Below are 17,925 nucleotides of genomic sequence, written 5' to 3' on the forward strand. Positions count from 1 at the left end.
GGACGCCGATCAGGCGGCGGGTATCGTGTCGGAACTGGGCCGTCTGGACATCGGGCAGGGTGCGATCGTCGCGCAAGGGTTGTGCATGGCGGTCGAATCCCTGCCCGGCACGCAGGCGATGCTGGAATTCATGCGCGATCACCGCGACCTGCGGCCGAACCCGAACGGGTCCAAAGGCGTTCTGTTCAAGGCGCCGAAGCCCGCTCAGGATCGCCGCATCGACCTGCCGACCATCGGTCCCGATACCGTGCGTCAGGCAGTCGAGGCCGACCTTGCCGGTATTGCCTGGGAGGCGGGCGGTGTCATCTTGCTGGAACGCGAACGTGCCATTCAGGACGCGCAGGCAGCGGGGCTATTCCTTTGGGCGCGGGGCTGACGACCCCCGCCTGTTGAACGCGGCAAAGGTTGGATCATGCGCTATTTCCTGATTGCCGGAGAGCCTTCGGGCGACAGATTGGGCGGCGCCCTGATGGCGGGGCTGCGCCAGCTTGACCCGGATGCCCAATTCCTGGGCGTCGGCGGTCAGGCCATGGCCGCCCATGGGCTGGACAGCCGCTTTCCGATGGAAGAACTGCCGATCATGGGCATCATGGAAGTGCTGCCCAAATACCGCGAATTGAAGGCCCGCATCGCGGAAACCGCCGCTGCCGTGGCCGAGATGAATCCCGATGCGCTGATCACCATCGACAGCCCCGATTTCTGCCTGCACGTGGCGCGGGCCGCGCGTGCCCTGCGCCCGGATCTGAAAACCATCCATTACGTCGCGCCTTCGGTCTGGGCATGGCGGTCGGGGCGGGCGGCCAGGATGGCGCCGGTCATCGACCATGTGCTTGCGATCCTGCCCTTTGAGCCGCCCTATATGCGCGCGGCGGGGATGAGCTGCGATTTCGTCGGCCATCCGGTCGTCGCGGAACCCGTGGCCTCGCCCGAGGACACCGCCGCCTTTCGTCTGGAACATGGCATTGCGCCCGATGTGCCGCTGATCTTGTGCCTGCCCGGTTCGCGCCGGACCGAGGTCGGTCGCCTTGGCCCGCGTTTCGACGAGGCGCTGATCCGGCTGCGCGACCGCGTGCCGGAAATCCGGGTGGTCATTCCGACGGTGCCGGGGGTCTCGGCGTTGGTGCGCGATATGACCTCGCGCTGGCCCACCACGCCCATCGTGGTCGAGGGCGAGGACGCCAAGCGCGCCGCATTCGCCGCCGCCGATCTGGCGCTGGCCGCATCCGGGACCGTCAGTCTGGAACTGGCGGCGAACAATGTGCCGATGGTGATCGGCTATGACGTCGCGCCGCTCAGCCGGATGCTGATCGGGTTTTTGCTGAAAACCGATACGGTGACGCTGGTCAATCTGGTCAGTGAAACCCGCGTGGTGCCCGGAATTCCTGGGCAAGGCCTGCCAGCCGGGACCGATGGCCAATGCGCTGTTCGACGTGCTGGAAAACGAATCCGTCCGCAAGGCGCAATTCGCCGCGATGGATCTGACGATGGAACGCTTGGGGCGCGGCGGCGAGGCTCCGGGCCTGCGCGCCGCGCATTCGGTCATTCAGGCGATCACAGCGCCGCGGTCACGATGATTTCGACCTTGTAATCCGGGGTCGCCAGCGCCGATCTGCCGGTCGCGCGGGCAGGCGTGTGGCCCTGCGGCACCCGGGAATCCCAGACCGCATTCATGTCGGCAAAGGCGCCCATGTCGGCCATCCAGATCTGAGCGGTCAGGATGCGGGTCTTGTCGGTGCCGCATTCGGCCAGCAGCCGGTCGATATTGGCAAGGATCGCGGTGGTCTGTTCGGTGACCGAGGCGCCCGGCTCTGCGACCTGACCGGCCAGATAGGCGATGCCGTTGTGGACGACGGCCTGGCTCATGCGGGGGCCGACCTCGATACGCTTGATATCGGACATGGGGATTCCTTTCAGTTGATGATCCGCCAGAAGAATAGCGCCGTCATGCCAAAGCCGATGGCCGCGATCAATGCGCGCAGGACGGGAATCGGAATGCGTCGCGCGATTGGCGGCCCGACCAGCCCGCCTATGATGCTGCCTACAGACATCACCAGACAGGGAAACCACGCGATCTGGCCGCCTACGGCAAAGATCGCCGTGGCGATCAGGGCCAGCGCAAAGCTGAGCCAGCATTTCAGCCCGTTCATCTCATGCAGGTCGGTCATGCCCCACAGCGAAAACAGCGCCAGCAGCACGATCCCCAGACCGCCGTTGAAATAGCCGCCATAGATCGCCACCGGAATCATCGTCGCCGCGCCAAAGGGCACGACCAGATTGCGGTTGCGCGCGGCCCAACTGCGGATCGGGGCGCTGAAGACGAAAATCAGCGTTGCCGCCAGCAGCAGGAACGGCACCAGCACGGCAAAGACCTTGTTCGACGACACCAGCAGCAGCAGCGACCCGATCACGCCGCCGATCAGCGTCAGCCATGTCAGGCGCAGCATCAGCCGGCGGTCGGTCTGGGCGATGTCGCTGCGAAAGCCGATGGTGCCCGACAGATAGCCGGGCAGGGCGGCCACCGTCGCCGTGGCATTGGCCATGACGATGGGCACCCCGGTCGCGACCAGCGCCGGAAAGGTGACAAAGGTGCCCCCGCCCGCGACGGCATTCAGAATGCCCGCGACAAGGCCCGCGACGAAAAGCAGGATCAGATCTGACATGTCAAAGGCGACCCGCGGGCTGCCCCTTTTTCTGTTGAAACCTTGGGCAGAATGGCAGCGCGGCCCGGCAAGGGCAAGGGCAAGCGCGGGATGCGTCAGCTTTGGGGCGCGGCAGGGGTGAACTCGATCAGGAACAGTCTTGCCCGGCCGGTGACCCCCGCCGGGCCATGCAGTTTCGCGCAATCGAGCGGCGCGACCGGGCTGTCGCCAATGCTGGCCGCGCCTTCGGCCATGAACAGAAAGGCGGTGCCCTGCGGCTCGATCAGGCGCGCGCCGTCAAGGTCGATCCGCGTCACCTGCGCGTCGTAACGCCCGCGCCGCGTCATGATGTTCAGATCCGTGATGGCCGACCCGATCAGCCGGGCAAAGGTCGGCTGGTCGCCCGCAAAGCCAGAGGGCGCGCTGCCCTGGGTCAGCCGGGTTTCATCGCCGCCGACCGTCAGCAGGATGCCGTCCCCGGTCAGCACAGACAGGTTGCGGTCGATCCCGGCAAAACCCGAAAACGGCCCGTCTTCGGTCACGGATGCGGTGCTGATGCGCCAGTCGAAACTGTCGATCCCGGAGGTTTCGGGATGGATCGCGATTTCGATGGTTTCGCCCTTGCCGTTTTTCCACGGCATTCGCCGATGATCGGCTGCGCGCAGAATCGTAACGCTCATCTGGCAGGTCCCGCCCGAAAAGGATGTTGGAGCGGGTGAAGGGAATCGAACCCTCGTATTCAGCTTGGGAAGCTGCGGACACCACGCATAGGGGTTTGTGATTAAGCACTTTTATTTCTCCTTCGGGATTTACTTCGGGATTCGGCTGATTGCAAGACGCTGAAATCGTCCAGGGCGTCGGCAAGGTCGTTGTCCAGCACATGGGCATAGCGCGTGGTGGTATCGACGCTGGTGTGGCCTAACAGGCGGCTGACCAGCTTGAGGTTGCCTGTGCGGCGCAGCAGCCGGGTTGCAAATGTGTGACGCAGATCGTGGAATCGGAAATTCTCGATGTCTGCTGCATCAAGCGCGGCCCGGAAATCCTCCATGAGACCGCCGCCATTCGGCACGATCTTGCGGCGTGGGTTGCCCTTGCGGTTCTGGACTTCGAACGTGAAGACGAACCGGCGATGTTCAGGCAGTTCAGACTTCGGCAGGGCTGACAGCAGCGCGGAGATTTCGGGGCTGATCGGGAATTGCATAGACGTGCCGCCTTTCAGGCGGAAAGTCATTCTGCGGGTAGACTGATCGATATCGCTCCACCGCAGCTCGGTGATCGTGGACAGGCGCGCGCCGGTCATCAGTGCGAATTTGACAAAGGCATGCAGATCGGGGCGCAGGTGTTCGAACAGGCGCTTTTGTTCGTCCTGTGACAGTTCGCGGATTCGTTCGACCGGTTCGGGCGTCTCGGCCGCCTTGAGGTCGATGTCTGGCATCTGCGCCTTGTGGACGCGGCCCATGTAGCGCAGCGCCCGGCCAAGCATTTGCAGATGACGGTTTACGGTTGCATTGGATGCATGTGCGCGTCGTGTCGCAACAAATCGTGCCAGATCAGCGTTGGACAGGTCCGCCATTGATTTCCTTCCGTCCATCGTTTCGAGGATCATCGCCGCCTGGCTTTTCGCGGTCCTGGCGCTGCTTTGGTGCTGACAGACATCGGTCCAGTATGTTCCGAGGGCTTCGGCAAGGGTGAACCTGCCTGTGACGGATGACGATGCTTTGGCAGCAACGCGAGCCTGCGCCTCTACCGCTTTCGCTTCTTCAAAGTCCGCTGTGCCGCAACTTCCGTGAAATCTACGACCCCGGATCTGGAAGTCGTAGTGCCAGTAGGACGAGTTTTTGGGACGGTATGGCATTGTATTGTCCGGTTGTTGATGAATGATGCCAGATCATCGCTTCTGAATCTGATAGTTCCACCGGTCAGCATGACGTAGGCCAAACCTTTTGACCTGAGGCGGGTGAGGGTCTTGGTCGAAACCTGCAGCATGGCGGCCGCTTCGGTGGGTGTCAGCAGCTGCATTGTCGGCATCTGTCCAGCTCCTTTTGGCAAATCGTCATGTGGATGATCCGGTCGGGATCAGTGGTCAGCAGCTCGGCGCGGATCTGCAGCGCCTCGCGCCAGGTCAGGCGGCTGTGGATTTCGCGGCCGAGGAAATCGGTCCAGTCATCGGATCTGGCGAGGACCCAGACCGGGCCGGTCATAATCAGATCGAGGACGCCGTGCGGTGCTTCGGTCATGCCGTCACCCTTTCGCGCGCGGCGGCCAGATGCTGGCAATTCGCGCTGATGATGGCGGCGGCGATGGGTGGGCAAACGCTGTTGCCACAGCAGCTGACCTGCACGTCCTTGGCAAATCCCTGCCAGACCCATTCCCCGGCCTCATCCTGCTGCCAAACGCCCTCGATTACGTAATCGTTCGGGAAACCCTGGGCGCGGAACAGTTCGCGTGGGGTCAGCATCCGCATGCCGATGTCGATGACGACATAGGTCGCGCCGTCGATTTCCAGCGTGACGAACTCGCCCCCGGTCCATGCGCCATGATCGCGCAGGAACTCGGCCACCTGGCGCGCGCGGGCGTGATGCTCGGGTGCGAAGGGCGGCGCGGCCAGCTCGGCCTGCATGTGCGCCATGCGATCCTTGACCGTGACGGTGTGCAGCGGATCGTCCGTGCGCGCGCCGTCGCCGGTGCCGTAGTATTTGGCAAAAAAGGCTGCGACCGGGGTCTGGTGGCTGCCCGATCCGGCGATGGTGCTGATCGGGTCGCGCGGATCGTGGCCCGCGTGCGCGCTCATGCGGGGCCCGCCGTTCTGCTGGGCCAGAAATGCGGCGATGGGCGCGTGCTTCGCACCGCCGGCGACCACCGTGCCAAGCGGTGCCTGCACGTCCAGCGCGCGCGGGGCTTGGCCCTGACGCTCACCATAGCCGGTCTGCACCATGGTAGCCGCGATCAAGCTGTTCTGATCCTTTTTCGAGGCGCAAATCGTATGGTGCGGATCCTCGATCGAGCGATTGCCGCCGCCCTGCTGTGCATAGGTCAGCACGGGCGAAATAACCGCGTGCTGGATGCCGCCGACCGTGACGGTGCCGAGCGGATCGGTCAGGGGGTATTCGCGCCGCCCGCCACTGTCGCCGTGCGCGATGCTGGCCAGATAGGGCGCCAGCAGCCCAAGGGGTGCCGCGCCGCCCGGTTTCTTGATCCAGCTATTCGCGGTGATGGTCGCCAGTGGATCGCGCAGATCCTGCCCGGTCGCGCCGCTGTTGAAGCGCTGCAGGCTGGCCGCGATCAGCGCGCTATGCCCGCCACCGGCCAGCACCGTGGGATGTGGCGTGCTGATCGCGCTGTCGCGCCGCGCCGTGCCCTTGAGGCTCATCAGGTGGGCCGTGGTGACACAGGCATCGGCCTTGGCCGTCACGGTCGCGAAAGGCTCATCCCCGCCGCGCGGGCGACTCTGCCCGGCCCTGCCGCCGCAACCGACGATGGTCGGCACCACAACAGCCTTTTCGCCCCGGTGCGCGCCGGTGATGGTCTTAATGGGCGCGGTGACATCCTCGACCCGCCCGCCGTGGGTCAGGTTGACCAGAAACGGCCGGTCCGCCTCGATGACATAGCGGCCCATGCCGCGCGCCACGCGGGCCATGGTGTTCTTGGCCAGCGGTCGCACCGCGCGCAGGCCGTGCTTGGCCATGATTTCGGGGCCGGTGTCGAAGATCGAGGGGCAGGGCTGCGACCAGTCGATGCAGGTATGCGCGCCGACCCAAGGGAGCAGCTTGCCCTTGCGCACTGCGGGCGATTTCGGGTCGCCATGGGTCGGCTTAGGCCAGGTGATGGGGCGCCCGTCGCGGCGCGCTACCAGAAACCACCGCTTGCGGATCGTGGGCGCGCCATAGTCGCAGGCGCGCAGTTCGCGCCACTGGACTTTGTATCCGGCCTTTTTCAGGCGGGACAACCAGAGTTCAAACGTGACGCCAGCAAATTCCTTGATGGGGCGGCCGTCATCATCAATAGGCCCCCATGTCACAAATTCCTCGACGTTTTCCATAGCGATCACGTCGGGCTTGGCTTCCTCGGCCCATTTCACCACGATCCACGCCAGATCCCGGATATTGCGGTCGCGCGGGGCCCCGCCCTTGGCTTTCGAAAAATGCTTGCAATCCGGGCTGGCCCAGAGCAGGCCGACATGGCGCCCCTGCGTAACGGTCAGCGGGTCAACGTCCCAAATATTGCTGTCCAAGTGCAGCGTCTCGGGGTGGTTGGCCGCGTGCAGGGCCAGCGCCTTGGCGCTGTGGTTGATGGCCACATCGGGCGAGCGGCCCAGGGCCATCTCGATCCCGGTCGACGCGCCGCCGCCGCCCGCGAAGCTGTCGATGATCATGGGGAGGTGGGGTTGGAAGGTCATTGGTCTGCGCCCTTTATCGCGCGCGGCGCGGTCACATCTCTCGCGGCGGCCTCGATTGTCTTCACCGCCTGCATGTAGAGCCGGACGCCGTTGAACATCTGCTTGGCCAGTGCAGCACGCGCGAGCGCCTCGGTCGGGCTGATCTTTCCGTCGCGCAGCTGCTGGAGGTCGGCGGCAAGGCCGAGGATGATATCGCGCAGCCCAAGGCTGTCCGCGACCGGTGTGCTGACATAGTCCCGCTCAGCCATGGCGAGCCTCATAGATTTTCCGGCTGGCTTCTTCGTCCAGCGCCTCGGCCAGCGCCGCAATCTGCTTGGCAAGACGCATGTCGGGCTTGCGGGTGATCGGCCCCAGCCTCCACCCGAATTGCTCGCACCTCCAACAGACCGGTGGATAGTCCATATGCGACGGGTCTTGCCATTGCAGCGGGCGCACCTTGCCGCAGATGGCGCAGTCGAAGGGATCGGGATGGGGAGGATAGATCGGCATCAGGCAGGTTCTCCCTGAGCGTCATCCCAACCCAGATGCCGATCGATCTGGGTTTTCGCTTCGTCTATCGTCTCTGCGGCGCCGTGCGCGTCTGTTTCATCGTGCGCCCAGATGTAGAGAGCGCCCGGCACTTCGGGGCGCAGGATGGTGATGCCGCGATAGCTGCTGCTCATGCTGGATACCTCTTGATCGTTCGGGATGGCAGCGCCGCAGCGCTGCGCACCGGAAGGATCAGGCCGCGCCAATTTCGGGGATGCCCATCATGAGCGGGACATTGGTCGCCTCCTTGGCAGTGGCCATGGCTTCGCGCGCGGCATCGCGCAGTGCGGCGTCGGGGTTGTAGATCGAGACGATGAATTTCACGTCCGAACCGGCTTTGCGGTAGCGGAAGCGGACAGCCAACCGATACAGGGCGCCTTCCTCGAATACCGGGATCGCGATCATGAACAGGTTTGGCAGTGTCAGGGGCGTCCCGTCAGGGCTGCGGTGTTCGGTCAGGAACTGCACCTGCGCTTCGCCCGTGTCTCGGTTGGTCTTGACCTCGATATGGCCGACCTCGTGGATCTTCAGTTCGCGCGACAGCAGGTTGATCGCGGAATACTGGCCGAACCGGCCTTGGATCTTGGCCGCGACCTCTATCATGCGACGTTCCCAAGCCTCGATGTCGTCATCTTTGACGGTGCTGCCGATCAGAGCGGGTGTGGGGTCGAGGAAGTCACCGGCCTGTGCCTCGATGAATTCGCCAAACACGTCTTTGTCCAGGGCCTTGCCGTCGATGGCGGTCCAGCGCTTCCATTCTTCGGACACCGGGAAGTCGTAGACCGCACGGTGGCGACCGTAATTTGCCAGCGGATCGGCGTCGGTGGGCGAATTGATGGGTGCGCCCTGGCCATGGTAATCAATCACGGTGGTCAGTCGGGGCGCGGGATGGATCTGGCCGAAGATCACCGTGTCGGCGCCCTTAAAGCGGTTGGTCCACTCGATCAGGCTGTCGAGGTCTGCCAGATGGGCCTTGCCGGTGCGCTGAATAGGTTTCAGCGACTGTGCCGCCGCCAGAACCTTATCGGTCAGGTCATGCAGCTGCATGTCCTGCGGCGCGCTGACGATGTAGGGGGCAAGGGGCTGTTCGCTGGTGGCGTGGCTGACGATCTCGTAAGAACCGACGCGGCGCAGTTCGTCGATAATCGTTTCAGCGATGTTCTTGGGGGTCTCGGTCATGGTGCTGGTCCTTATTCAGCGGCGCGCAATTCGCGGCGGCCGTTCCCGGCATCGCGGATTTCCATTCGGGATTGCGCGGGGTTGTGGGTGGTGATTGCGCCGTCGCCGGTCATCCATGCGACCGCTTTGCGCTTGGGTGGTTTCGGCCCGACGATCTTGTCGTCGATGACCATTTCGGTGGCGCCGAAAGGATCGACCTTCACATCGATTGTCAGTGTGATCTTGCCCTTCGCAGTAGTGGAATACTGCTGAGCGAAGCTGCGCATTTCGACGTTGTTCGCCTCGATCCTGGACAGCAGGTCAGGCAGATAATCACCAGCATCGGCCAGCGACAGCATCTGATCGAGACTGCGAAGTTCGGGCGGTTTTCGGGGTTCGTCCACTTGAGTGCCTTTCAAGGTTAGAGATAACTTTGGAAAAGGCCCCCGGTCCGAGCAGTGACCGGGGGCAGTTATGGCCGGGCGCGCGACAAGCAGAGGGGGCGCGCAGGGCCGAATGGTCACTTCACGTTCAGGAACGGGACCGTCGATTGCGGTGGCATGCTGGTCGGCAAAACGCCGTCCCATTTCTCGGCCTTCGTCAGTTCGATCAGCGCCGGATTGTTGGCGAGTGCTGTGCTGCGCAGGCGGATCGCCTCTGCCTCGGCTTCACCTTTGACGCGGATAGAGTGGGCCTGCGCGTCTGCGTTGGCTTTGATTTCGTACGCCCGCGCATCTGCCTGATGCTGTGCGGCCTGCCGATCCTGATCGGCCTGCCGAACCTCCTGCATCTTCCTGGCAACCTCGACCTCGGCGCCCATGCGCTCGTTGATCTTGCGGCTGTATTCTTCGGAATAGGCAATCGAGGTCAGCTCGACGGACAGGATTTCAATGGGGGCGCCGTCTGGCAGCTTTTTCAGAGCATTAGAAACGTCGGCTGAAAGCGCGGACCGTTCGCGAACAGAACGCTCGGCCGAATACTGGCCGAAAACCTTTTCCAGCTCGGCATTGACGCGCCGCCCGACAAACCGATCAACAACCGCATCCGGGGTCCTGTATTCACGATATACGTCTTCTACCCGATCTGTCGGGATGCGGTAGCTGATGCTGATCCCCTCGATTGTCGCGATTTGCTGGTCGGTCGTGTATGCTTCCAAGCCCTCATAGGACTTGATCTGATTGCGCACCGGAATGTGGTAGACGCTGGTGACAAAGGGCGCCTTGAAGTGGATGCCCGGCTCGGATGTACCTTTGACAACCCCGAGCTTGACGACGACCCCACGGTCCCCTTCGTCCACGGTGTAATATGACCCGAACAGCCCGCCGATGCCGATGACCGCGCAGATTACTGCCGTGGCACCTACGATTTGTGGAAATCCTACCATCTGATACCTCATGACTTATTCGTCAGAATTTGAGCGTTCGACGATCCACAGAACCCCGCAGACCATCAGGACAATGACGACGACGCCGCCAATGATTGTGAGAAAGGGTGCCATCAGGCCTCCTGTTGTTTCGGTTGGACGCGCAATGCATCAGACGATCCAGTCGCGCGGGTCGCGGTTGTCGAAAAACCGATCGAGTTCGGTGCGCGTCAGCACCACCGTCCGGTTGGTGCGCCAGTTGGTCAGGATGTGCATGCCGTTGACGATCATCACAGGCCCTCGGCGATCTGCTGCCAGCCGGTTTCGCGGGACTGGGCGGCGGTGGGGGCGATGAAATCCGCGACGGCCTGCCAGTCGATGCTGGCGGCGATCAGGATCAGACCCATGGTTGCGACCACCACCAGCATCGCGGTGGCAATGACGCCGATCAGGGGCAGGCAGGGGCCAACATCTGGATCGGGGTGGCGGGTCTCCATGGTCAGGCCCCCCGCGACTTGTCGATGGCGGAATGGGCCAGATCCACGGCATGAGGATCGCCCGCAACAACGGCCTTCAGCGCGGCCAGCATATCCGGGGCGGCGGCGATCAGGCGGGCGTCGGCTTCACCCCGGAACACATGGCAGATCGTGCTGCCTTCCTGGCGGCTTTCGGTCGAAGAGACGAACCAAGCAGCGGCGTCTTCGTCATATTCTGCCCACCAAGGGGCACGGCTGTGAGGGATTGGGGACATGGGTCGCTCCATCGGGTTGCTGGGGCTATGTTTACTATATGTAAACTTTACGGGTCAACCGAAAAGTTACTGTGTGTAAACTTCCGATAGCTGAACCGATTCGCCCGTGCTAAAGTCCGCCTGCCAGCGCCGGGCAGCGGCGCATGAAAAAGCCCGCCGTGGGGCGGGCTGAGGGGGTGCGATGGAGTTGTTACCGCGCGAGGAGTGGTGCGTCAGCCTTCAGGGCGGTTGTCTTTTGCTTGGTGCCTGGCAAGATTACGGGTTTCTTCACTGGGTCAAGTTCGTGCCTTCAGAGCCGATGGAGGATTATCCCGGTTGGGACGATCTTAAAGGTGAATTCGTCAATGTAGTTGACGTTCTCACCTGTGGGCAGGGACGCCCGCTTTAGGCCGGGAATCCAGTCTTCGCCTTGCATATGGCGGCTGAGAGTGAACTTCTGGCGGACCTCGACCTTGTATTCATTGCCGCTGTCGTCACGGCACAGGATGGTTTCGATAAGCTTTTCCATTCAGTTCCCTTTCATCTGTTGGTTGTGGTGACCTGATGATGGGGTTGCGGCGGGACTGCTGTCCAGTCCCGCCGCACAAAGCCAGCGCCGGGCAGCGGTGCATGAAAAAGCCCGCCGTGGGGCGGGCAAGGAGAGAAGATGAAACTGCTTCCGCAAGACCAGTGGGAACTATCGATTGAGGGCGACGCCCTGTTGATCGGTGCCTGGGAAGATAACGGTGTGCGGCATTGGGAACGGGTAGCGCGCACACGCGCCGGCGGCAATATCACCCCAGGAGACAAAGGTTACACGATCCATATAGGGCTGGGTAGCGACGGAACCCTAAAGGCTTCCGTGGTCGCTAATGATGATGATTCCTAGACCGGCGTATCATCTCTTGACCTTCGGATATCCGCTCGATCAATGTATCGGGCCACCCCGGCGCACCTATCGTCCCCAGCGTTGCCGTCGGGTCGAACGAAAATGTTGACGGTGATAGCTCGATAAGCATCCCAAGGAAGAGAGCCAGGGTTGCGTCGGCTTGCCGGGCGTTCTCGGTCAACTGCGCCAACTGCTCTTCTAGGGCAATAATTCTATCTTTGTCAGTCATTTCTCAACCTTTCGTTGGTTCGACCGGAGCCTCTACCATCTGGCCCGGAAGGAACCCGCGCAGGGCGGTCAGATCGTCGGCATCAGGGTTCTGGGGCATTGGCGATAATTCCGTCTTGACTGCCTGAAAGGACAGGTCGCGAATCGCGTCATGGTTGAGACAGGTCAATTTTTGTTCTGCTAACGTTCTCTAGGTCTGTTCGGGTTGATGGCGAGGGAGGATGTCTTGCGGTTAGATGTGTTCGATTACGTGATTATCTTGATGGGGCTCGATCCTGTCAAAAAAGACGAATTGATCCGCGATGTTAACCGTCTTCGTTTGGAAGCATCTTTCGAGCAATCCGGGCAATCGCGTCCTGATCATCTTCGGAAAGCTGTTGAAAAACAGTAAGGTGATCGATGAGCTTCTGCGCCCCATCAGAGCTAGGCTCAATCAATTCTGTGACGTCGATGCCGAACGCCGCAGCTATCGACCGCAAGGCTTCGGCGCTAGGATCACGGCGCCCGTTCTCCAGCAGTGACACGTATCCCTTTGATAGACCTGCCAGTTGACCCAAGTGAAGTTGGGACCACCCCCGTGCGTCTCGATGTTCTTTTATGCGAAATTTCATGGTGTTTACAAAGATGCCATTCGCGCGATCGGCTGGAAACTTTCTGTGTGTAAACATTTCTGCTTGATCTTGCGTTTACTGTGTGTAAACCATCGCGCATGGAAATCACCGATCATATCGCCGCCAGCGGGCGTTCGCGCACTGAAATTTGTCGCGAAGTAGGTATCTCTCCGGGGATGCTGAGCCTGATCGAAAGCGGGCAGCGGCGCATTGGCATAGCTCGCGCTGCTGCCTTCGCTGCGGCGATTGGGGTTCAGGTTCGGGACGTTCGCCCCGATCTGGCGTCTGCGCTCGGTGCTTCCATCCCTCAACCCGCCGCATCTGCGGCCCCTTCCAACGAGTCCTGTCATGTCGAATCCTCTGAAGGCTGCTGATCGCGGTCAGCCTGCGCATGTCTGCGCGAAAAAGTCCTTGCCGCCGCGGGGCGGTCGCGGCCGGTGCGTCCGGTCGACCCGCCGCGCCCATGCCAGCGCGCGCCCTGATCCCGATGGGTTCATGCGCCGCTGGTCTGCGCTGATGATCGTCAGCTTTTCCAGCGCCGCCCAGTGCGGCCAGTTTTTCGGCGTCACCAAGCAGACAGCCTGCAACTGGATGGACGCCACCCACCGCCCCTATGGCGATGTGGTCGATTTCGCGATGCGCGCGCTTCCTGATTATCAGCGGGTGATGCGCGGATGACGGTCGCGGGGTTTCAGGTTGCCCGGGGCGGGCATGACACGGGCGGGGCGCAGCACCTGTCCGCCGGACTTACAGCCGGGAAGCCCGCCGTGATTGCCGCCGCCCCGGGTAGGGGAACCACGGCGATCACGAAACCTGCGGCTGGCCCGGCCGAGAGCCGTCAGAATGGCGGCGGGGCGAAAATTCACCGGCGGTCACGACCTCCCTGCGCCGGTGATGTTGTCGGGCGGGTGGTGGGGACGAACCGCCCGCCCGACATGCCAGATCGCCGGGGTGGCCCGGGGGTCTATTTTTGGCGCGGTCACGAGTATGTTGGGGCGAGAGCGGTGGCTGAGGCGGCGGGTGTGCACTTGCGAACCGTCCAGTGGCATCTGGCCCGGCACGGTAGCCTCGAATTTCTGGGTGTCGGGTCGGGGACCGGTCCGAATAACAGGAGCGCCGGCGCGCCCGCCCGACCTGTCACCTTGTTCGGTCGCGAATGGCCTTCCCGATCGGCATTTTATGTGGCGCTTGGCGTGAGCCCCACCACGGCCTATCGATGGCTGTCGTCTGGCCAATATGACCGCATCTATATGGCCTTGATGCAGGCCGATGCCGCGCGCATGGCCGCCGCCGCGAAGGCGCGGGCAAAGGAGGGTGCGGTATGATGATCATGTCGGATTCGTTACTGTTCAGTCATGGCAGCCTTGTTTCGCCTTACTGTCGCCAAGCGAACGCGCTCGGGCAGTTCGAAGAGGTAAGTCAGCAGCAGCGTGGCAAAGTCACGACCTACTGCGACATCATTCGCCTCTGGGTCCTCCATCTCATGGGCCCCGTCATTCCCAAGAAATTTGATATTGTCCATGAGGGCAATCATGGATGGGGGCAGCGAGTTCTGCTTCTCGAGTGCCCTAATGCGTTCGTTCAGCATGCCCCTCGCCTCGGGGTGCAAAACCTTGAGCGCGCGTTCAATCGCGCGTCTGTATCCGGTAGCAGCACTTGGCCATCGCTGGTCGGCAAAGTTGGCCTCGGCCTCTTCAAACGCGTTTTGGACTGGCTGCGGCATATGCAGGATAGGTCTTGGGCTGGGGTACTGGGGTTCCATTCGCGCGACGGCCAGCGTGTTGACCAGTCTTACGCCCTCGGCGGTGGAAATATCCAAGTCCCTGCCAGTAAGCAGGGTGTCCGGCAGCGGGGGGTTTTCACAATACAAAACCACTCCTACGCGACACTTGTTGCAGGTCGCGAATGCGGACGAGGTGGTGGGTGTTTCTGGCGATACCGCCCGCACTGTCGCGGCAACGTTGCGCGTCGAGCAATGCGGGCAATCTATGGGGATCTGTCTCATGTCTGATGCTGCATCCATTATTGATAAGGCGCTGAGCCGATTTGCCAATCCTGCTGATTTTTGCCGGTCTCTGACAACCACTTATTTGGCGATGGGAGAGGGGGACCGGTCAAGAATGGCGCTTGTACTGATTGCAGAAATTGCGGCGCGCGAGATATCGGCGCGATCTGCGAACGTGGCCATGCCGGTGAGCGGAGAGTGTATATGACCGCCCTTTCTGCCAAGCCTCTTTTCCGGGCCATCAGTGGTCAAGGATCGACAGTCAAAGAGCCGCTGCCGCTGCTGCCTGATGCGCCTGTGCGCACCCGTCCGCGTGTCGAGGTGCGGCGCGAGCATGATTTCTATCCCACCGGACAGCCTGAGGCGATCCGGGGGCTGCTGGCGCGTGATGGTGATGCCATCCGTGCCTGCGGTTCGGTTTGGGAACCGGCCTGCGGGGATGGGGCGCTTGTGCGCGAGATCCGCGATTTCGGCTTGCCCTGCATTGCCACCGACCTGATCGACCGGGGTTGCCCTGATAGTGATCAGGCGGATTTCTTTGAATGCGATTGCGCCCGGGCGCCTGCGGTCATCACGAATCCGCCGTTCAACCTGATCAATGCGCGGGATGGCCACGGGCGCTGGCTGCGCCACACCCTGGATATGCCCGGATGGCGCTATCTCGCGCTTCTTCTGTCGTGGGATTGGCCGGCGGCGCGGGCGAATGGCCTCGGTGCGCTATTGGATCAGCGGCCGTTTTCCTACTGCTATCTGATGCGCTGGAAGCTGGATTTCACCGGCGAAGGCAGCCCGCCGCAGCGCAATGCCTGGTTCGTGTGGGATCGGGATTATGAGGGCTCGGAGCCTGCGTTTCGTTTCATGGACCGGGCTGATGGTGAAGCTTTGCGCCAGGAGGTCCTGATATGAAGCGCGGCCCGATTCTTGACACAGCAAAGGATTGCGTAACGCGCGACCGCGCCGCCACCCATGGCCGACCAGAGGATACGTTCGGCATGATTGCCAGCGTCTGGAGCGCACGGATCGGTGTCGATCTGACGCCCGCCAAGGTCTGCATCCTTTTGGCGGATCTGAAAACCTGCCGGGCATGGGGCAATCCCGCGCATCTCGACAACTGGATCGATCTGGCCGGGTACGCCGCTTGTGGTGGTGAGCTGGCAACCGATAGCGATCCGCAGGAAGGGGCGCACGCATGAGTTCCACGCTGCGCGTGGTTGGCCCCGTGTCGACCGATGACCTGCCGGAATATCCGTTCACCCTGGATGATCGGCTGGATAGCCACTACTTCATGGCATGGGAACGGCGGCGCTGGCTGAACAGCGAAATGCGCCTGCGCGGTACGCCCGAATGCCGGGCGCTTTTCTTTGATCTGATCAATATATCTTACGATCAGGCGCCCATTGGCACGTTGCCGGATGATCAGGATCTACTGGCAAAGATGCTGATGGTCGATCCTGCGCATTTCCGCCAGATTTGCCGGTTGGAATTCGGCCCGTTGCACAAGTGGGTTCACGTCCGCTGCGGCGCGGAAATTCGCCTGATGCATCCGATGGTTGTCAGATCATTGCAGGATGCCTTGGCGCGGCGCGAGGATAACCGCGCCAAGAATGAGGCGGCGAATGCCGCGAAACGTTTACAGCGGCTGCGCATCACGGTCGCGGGCTATCACAAGGACCTTGCGGCAAATGATGCTGCGGTTCGCTGGATTGACGAATGGTTGATCAGCGAAGGCTGTGAATATCGCACGTCATCATGGATCGAGCGCGGCATTCAGCGCTGGATGGATCATTCATTTTCATTGGCTGGAAAAGGGCCGGCAGGGCGGCGCTAAGACTGTCCTGAATTGTCCGAAGGACACTTTAAGACAGTCTCGGACAGTCTCGGACTGTCCTGCACGACAGGGACATAGACAATGAAAAGAAAAGACAAAACACACCCCATCCCCGGACTGTCGGGCGCATCGCCTGTGGATAAGTCGGGACTTTGCTGAGAAAGGAAGGATGATGGACGCTGTAGAGCAAGCCGAGGGCGAAAAGCGCGTGATGCGTATTTTGGTCGATCCTTTGAAGGCGCGCGGGCTGGCGAAGCCTTCGTCCCTGACGGTGACGGGGTTTGATGAGATGGTATCGGCCATGTGCGCCAAGCTGGCCTATATGAGCGAAATCAGTCTGGCCGCGCTGGAGGAACAGGTGGCGGCCAATCCGGGCGGCAAGGACCGTGATCGCTTCCCGATCGCCAACCAGATCCTGCAATGGGCTGCTGAAATTCAGCCGCCGGGTGATAGCGCCTCGCCGCTGATGCGGGCGGTGTTTGCCCATCAGATCGGGCAGAATGCAATCGCCGAGGGTTGGGGCCCCGAGCTGCTGGCGGAGATCCGGAAAACCCGCCGCTGGCCGGGATCGTGGTCGCTGAAAACGGTGCGCGATGCGGCTGGTGATGCTGTGCGCCGGATGCGGGATCTGGATGCGCGGCTTGCCCGCACGGAGACGCTTTCACCGGACGAGGTGGCATGGCGGGAGCGGCGTCTGGCTGCATTGCAGAAGTGCAGGGATATCACGGAAGGGGGCGCGGCATGACGGCGTATAATCCAGATCTGGGAGCAAAGCGGCTTGCGGCAGAGCGGGCGCGGCTGGCGGCGATCAAGGCGCGGGCTGTCCCGCCCGATGGCTGCGGCCCGCTTATCCCGGTTGCGCCGGCGCGTGGGCCGCAGTCTGCTTTCGCTCCTCATGTCGTGATGCCGGACGAAAAGACGGCGGATGGATACAAGGTCGAGCGCACGGGCTGGCGAGGATTCATGGCAACGCGCCAGATCGATATCTTTGATGATCTTGCGCGCCGGGCGGAGCGTATCAAAGGCAAGGATGGTACCCCCTGTGTCTCTCCGTTCACCAAGGGGCAGGTTGCGGTTGCGCGGCGGTATCGTGATCTGGTCGAGCGTCATGACGCGGCCGGGATGAAATGCGCCAGTCTTGAGGTGCGCAATGCTGCGGGGCCGTCCACCGGCGGCGAGTTCATGGATGCATATGTGGATGAGGGGCGCGAGATTGAATGGTTGCGCCGGCGCATCGGGTCGGGTGTCGCGATCGAGGTTCGGCGCGCGCGGCGCTCTGCGCGCAGTGGTGATCTGGCCCGGAATATAACTGATCGTGATCTTGTCGATGCGATCTGTTTGCGCGGGCAATCGTTCAGGGCCGTTCTGCGCCGCCATGGTTGGGGGGTGAACGCGCGGCACGCTGGCCTGCTGGTTGACGCGCTGCGGCGCTGTCTGGCGAGGATGGAGGGCGACAAAACATCTTGACGGCTTAAGTCACACGCGTGTAAGGATCTGAATATCATCTAGACGTGCGCCCGGCGGGATCATCCCCGCGCGGGCGTTCTTCG

The 17,925-nt window shown here is 62.2% G+C and carries 29 protein-coding genes and 1 pseudogene; 11 read left to right on the forward strand and 19 right to left on the reverse strand.

Annotation, left to right across the window (positions count from 1 at the left end; translation table 11 throughout):
* Positions 1 to 25 precede the first annotated feature (25 nt).
* Positions 26 to 376: an LpxI family protein gene (locus tag PE067_RS08090; RefSeq protein ID WP_276188731.1), complete on the forward strand. Its 351-nt coding sequence runs from the start codon at positions 26 to 28 to the stop codon at positions 374 to 376.
* A gap of 36 nt (positions 377 to 412) precedes the next feature.
* Positions 413 to 1,574, forward strand: a pseudogene (gene lpxB, locus PE067_RS08095) (lipid-A-disaccharide synthase).
* On the opposite strand, the gene PE067_RS08100 reads toward lpxB, so the two are convergent.
* The 15 genes from PE067_RS08100 to PE067_RS08170 all read right to left on the reverse strand — a co-directional run bounded on the left by PE067_RS08100 (position 1,552) and on the right by PE067_RS08170 (position 11,343).
* Positions 1,552 to 1,899, reverse strand: coding sequence for a RidA family protein (locus PE067_RS08100; RefSeq protein ID WP_276188733.1), 348 nt, complete (start codon positions 1,897 to 1,899; stop codon positions 1,552 to 1,554). The pseudogene lpxB and the gene PE067_RS08100 sit on opposite strands and share 23 nt — an antisense overlap.
* Positions 1,900 to 1,910: 11 nt before the next feature.
* Positions 1,911 to 2,660 (reverse strand): sulfite exporter TauE/SafE family protein, encoded by a 750-nt coding sequence (locus PE067_RS08105; protein WP_276188735.1) that lies wholly within the window; start codon positions 2,658 to 2,660, stop codon positions 1,911 to 1,913.
* A gap of 95 nt (positions 2,661 to 2,755) precedes the next feature.
* Positions 2,756 to 3,319, reverse strand: coding sequence for a HutD family protein (locus PE067_RS08110; protein ID WP_276188736.1), 564 nt, complete (start codon positions 3,317 to 3,319; stop codon positions 2,756 to 2,758).
* 101 nt (positions 3,320 to 3,420) lie between these two features.
* Positions 3,421 to 4,494 carry a site-specific integrase gene (locus tag PE067_RS08115; protein ID WP_276188738.1) on the reverse strand — a complete coding sequence of 358 codons (1,074 nt, stop codon included), beginning with the start codon at positions 4,492 to 4,494 and terminating at the stop codon, positions 3,421 to 3,423.
* A gap of 151 nt (positions 4,495 to 4,645) precedes the next feature.
* Positions 4,646 to 4,876 carry a hypothetical protein gene (locus tag PE067_RS08120; RefSeq protein WP_276188740.1) on the reverse strand — a complete coding sequence of 77 codons (231 nt, stop codon included), beginning with the start codon at positions 4,874 to 4,876 and terminating at the stop codon, positions 4,646 to 4,648.
* Complete coding sequence (locus PE067_RS08125) at positions 4,873 to 7,035, reverse strand: DNA cytosine methyltransferase (protein ID WP_276188741.1); 2,163 nt, start codon at positions 7,033 to 7,035, stop codon at positions 4,873 to 4,875. The genes PE067_RS08120 and PE067_RS08125 overlap by 4 nt, the downstream gene beginning before the upstream one ends.
* On the reverse strand, positions 7,032 to 7,283 hold the full coding sequence (locus tag PE067_RS08130) for a hypothetical protein (protein ID WP_276188743.1): 252 nt from the start codon (positions 7,281 to 7,283) through the stop codon (positions 7,032 to 7,034). The genes PE067_RS08125 and PE067_RS08130 overlap by 4 nt, the downstream gene beginning before the upstream one ends.
* Positions 7,276 to 7,524, reverse strand: a complete 249-nt coding sequence (locus PE067_RS08135) for a hypothetical protein (RefSeq protein WP_276188745.1) — start codon at positions 7,522 to 7,524, stop codon at positions 7,276 to 7,278. The genes PE067_RS08130 and PE067_RS08135 overlap by 8 nt, the downstream gene beginning before the upstream one ends.
* Complete coding sequence (locus PE067_RS08140; RefSeq protein WP_276188747.1) at positions 7,524 to 7,697, reverse strand: hypothetical protein; 174 nt, start codon at positions 7,695 to 7,697, stop codon at positions 7,524 to 7,526. Before PE067_RS08140 ends, PE067_RS08135 begins: the two co-directional genes overlap by 1 nt.
* A gap of 58 nt (positions 7,698 to 7,755) precedes the next feature.
* Positions 7,756 to 8,742 carry a DUF2303 family protein gene (locus PE067_RS08145; RefSeq protein ID WP_276188749.1) on the reverse strand — a complete coding sequence of 329 codons (987 nt, stop codon included), beginning with the start codon at positions 8,740 to 8,742 and terminating at the stop codon, positions 7,756 to 7,758.
* Between the two features lie 11 nt (positions 8,743 to 8,753).
* The gene (locus PE067_RS08150) at positions 8,754 to 9,080 is read right to left on the reverse strand and encodes a hypothetical protein (protein ID WP_276188752.1); all 327 of its coding nucleotides are present in this window, start codon (positions 9,078 to 9,080) and stop codon (positions 8,754 to 8,756) included.
* Between the two features lie 161 nt (positions 9,081 to 9,241).
* Positions 9,242 to 10,117 carry a prohibitin family protein gene (locus PE067_RS08155; protein ID WP_276188754.1) on the reverse strand — a complete coding sequence of 292 codons (876 nt, stop codon included), beginning with the start codon at positions 10,115 to 10,117 and terminating at the stop codon, positions 9,242 to 9,244.
* Between the two features lie 257 nt (positions 10,118 to 10,374).
* Positions 10,375 to 10,581, reverse strand: coding sequence for a hypothetical protein (locus tag PE067_RS08160; RefSeq protein WP_276188755.1), 207 nt, complete (start codon positions 10,579 to 10,581; stop codon positions 10,375 to 10,377).
* 2 nt (positions 10,582 to 10,583) lie between these two features.
* Entirely contained in the window at positions 10,584 to 10,835 is a 252-nt protein-coding gene (locus tag PE067_RS08165) for a hypothetical protein (protein WP_276188756.1), read from the reverse strand.
* Between the two features lie 289 nt (positions 10,836 to 11,124).
* The gene (locus PE067_RS08170; RefSeq protein WP_276188757.1) at positions 11,125 to 11,343 is read right to left on the reverse strand and encodes a hypothetical protein; all 219 of its coding nucleotides are present in this window, start codon (positions 11,341 to 11,343) and stop codon (positions 11,125 to 11,127) included.
* Positions 11,344 to 11,481: 138 nt separating this feature from the next.
* Here PE067_RS08170 and PE067_RS08175 point away from each other — a divergent pair, with 138 nt between their 5' ends.
* Positions 11,482 to 11,703 (forward strand): hypothetical protein, encoded by a 222-nt coding sequence (locus tag PE067_RS08175; RefSeq protein WP_276188759.1) that lies wholly within the window; start codon positions 11,482 to 11,484, stop codon positions 11,701 to 11,703.
* On the opposite strand, the gene PE067_RS08180 is transcribed toward PE067_RS08175, so the two are convergent.
* The 3 genes from PE067_RS08180 to PE067_RS08190 all read right to left on the reverse strand — a co-directional run bounded on the left by PE067_RS08180 (position 11,684) and on the right by PE067_RS08190 (position 12,892).
* A complete protein-coding gene (locus PE067_RS08180) occupies positions 11,684 to 11,932 on the reverse strand; it encodes a hypothetical protein (protein ID WP_276188760.1) in 249 nt (82 codons plus the stop codon). The two genes, PE067_RS08175 and PE067_RS08180, sit on opposite strands and share 20 nt — an antisense overlap.
* 304 nt (positions 11,933 to 12,236) lie before the next feature.
* Positions 12,237 to 12,599 carry a helix-turn-helix domain-containing protein gene (locus PE067_RS08185; RefSeq protein WP_346429673.1) on the reverse strand — a complete coding sequence of 121 codons (363 nt, stop codon included), beginning with the start codon at positions 12,597 to 12,599 and terminating at the stop codon, positions 12,237 to 12,239.
* On the reverse strand, positions 12,548 to 12,892 hold the full coding sequence (locus tag PE067_RS08190) for a hypothetical protein (protein ID WP_276189522.1): 345 nt from the start codon (positions 12,890 to 12,892) through the stop codon (positions 12,548 to 12,550). The genes PE067_RS08185 and PE067_RS08190 overlap by 52 nt, the downstream gene beginning before the upstream one ends.
* A 145-nt stretch (positions 12,893 to 13,037) precedes the next feature.
* On the opposite strand from PE067_RS08190, the gene PE067_RS08195 reads away from it, so the two are divergent.
* Together PE067_RS08195 and PE067_RS08200 are read left to right on the forward strand one after the other, a co-directional pair.
* On the forward strand, positions 13,038 to 13,220 hold the full coding sequence (locus tag PE067_RS08195; RefSeq protein WP_276188761.1) for a hypothetical protein: 183 nt from the start codon (positions 13,038 to 13,040) through the stop codon (positions 13,218 to 13,220).
* Positions 13,221 to 13,735: 515 nt separating this feature from the next.
* Positions 13,736 to 13,867, forward strand: coding sequence for a hypothetical protein (locus tag PE067_RS08200; protein WP_276188762.1), 132 nt, complete (start codon positions 13,736 to 13,738; stop codon positions 13,865 to 13,867).
* A 17-nt stretch (positions 13,868 to 13,884) separates the two neighbouring features.
* Here PE067_RS08200 and PE067_RS08205 read toward each other — a convergent pair whose 3' ends face one another.
* Entirely contained in the window at positions 13,885 to 14,361 is a 477-nt protein-coding gene (locus PE067_RS08205; RefSeq protein WP_276188763.1) for a DUF4145 domain-containing protein, read from the reverse strand.
* A gap of 73 nt (positions 14,362 to 14,434) precedes the next feature.
* Here PE067_RS08205 and PE067_RS08210 point away from each other — a divergent pair, with 73 nt between their 5' ends.
* From PE067_RS08210 to PE067_RS08235, 6 genes are all read left to right on the forward strand, one after another.
* Positions 14,435 to 14,755 (forward strand): hypothetical protein, encoded by a 321-nt coding sequence (locus tag PE067_RS08210; RefSeq protein ID WP_276188764.1) that lies wholly within the window; start codon positions 14,435 to 14,437, stop codon positions 14,753 to 14,755.
* A complete protein-coding gene (locus tag PE067_RS08215) occupies positions 14,752 to 15,453 on the forward strand; it encodes a hypothetical protein (protein WP_276188765.1) in 702 nt (233 codons plus the stop codon). The genes PE067_RS08210 and PE067_RS08215 overlap by 4 nt, the downstream gene beginning before the upstream one ends.
* Entirely contained in the window at positions 15,450 to 15,740 is a 291-nt protein-coding gene (locus PE067_RS08220; protein ID WP_276188766.1) for a DUF6378 domain-containing protein, read from the forward strand. Before PE067_RS08215 ends, PE067_RS08220 begins: the two co-directional genes overlap by 4 nt.
* A gap of 26 nt (positions 15,741 to 15,766) precedes the next feature.
* Positions 15,767 to 16,375 (forward strand): hypothetical protein, encoded by a 609-nt coding sequence (locus tag PE067_RS08225; RefSeq protein WP_276188767.1) that lies wholly within the window; start codon positions 15,767 to 15,769, stop codon positions 16,373 to 16,375.
* A 172-nt stretch (positions 16,376 to 16,547) separates the two neighbouring features.
* Positions 16,548 to 17,120, forward strand: a complete 573-nt coding sequence (locus tag PE067_RS08230) for a hypothetical protein (RefSeq protein WP_276188768.1) — start codon at positions 16,548 to 16,550, stop codon at positions 17,118 to 17,120.
* Positions 17,117 to 17,842 (forward strand): hypothetical protein, encoded by a 726-nt coding sequence (locus PE067_RS08235; protein WP_276188769.1) that lies wholly within the window; start codon positions 17,117 to 17,119, stop codon positions 17,840 to 17,842. The genes PE067_RS08230 and PE067_RS08235 overlap by 4 nt, the downstream gene beginning before the upstream one ends.
* Positions 17,843 to 17,925 lie beyond the last annotated feature (83 nt).

This window comes from Paracoccus sp. DMF-8, from assembly GCF_029309835.1.
GTDB lineage: Bacteria > Pseudomonadota > Alphaproteobacteria > Rhodobacterales > Rhodobacteraceae > Paracoccus.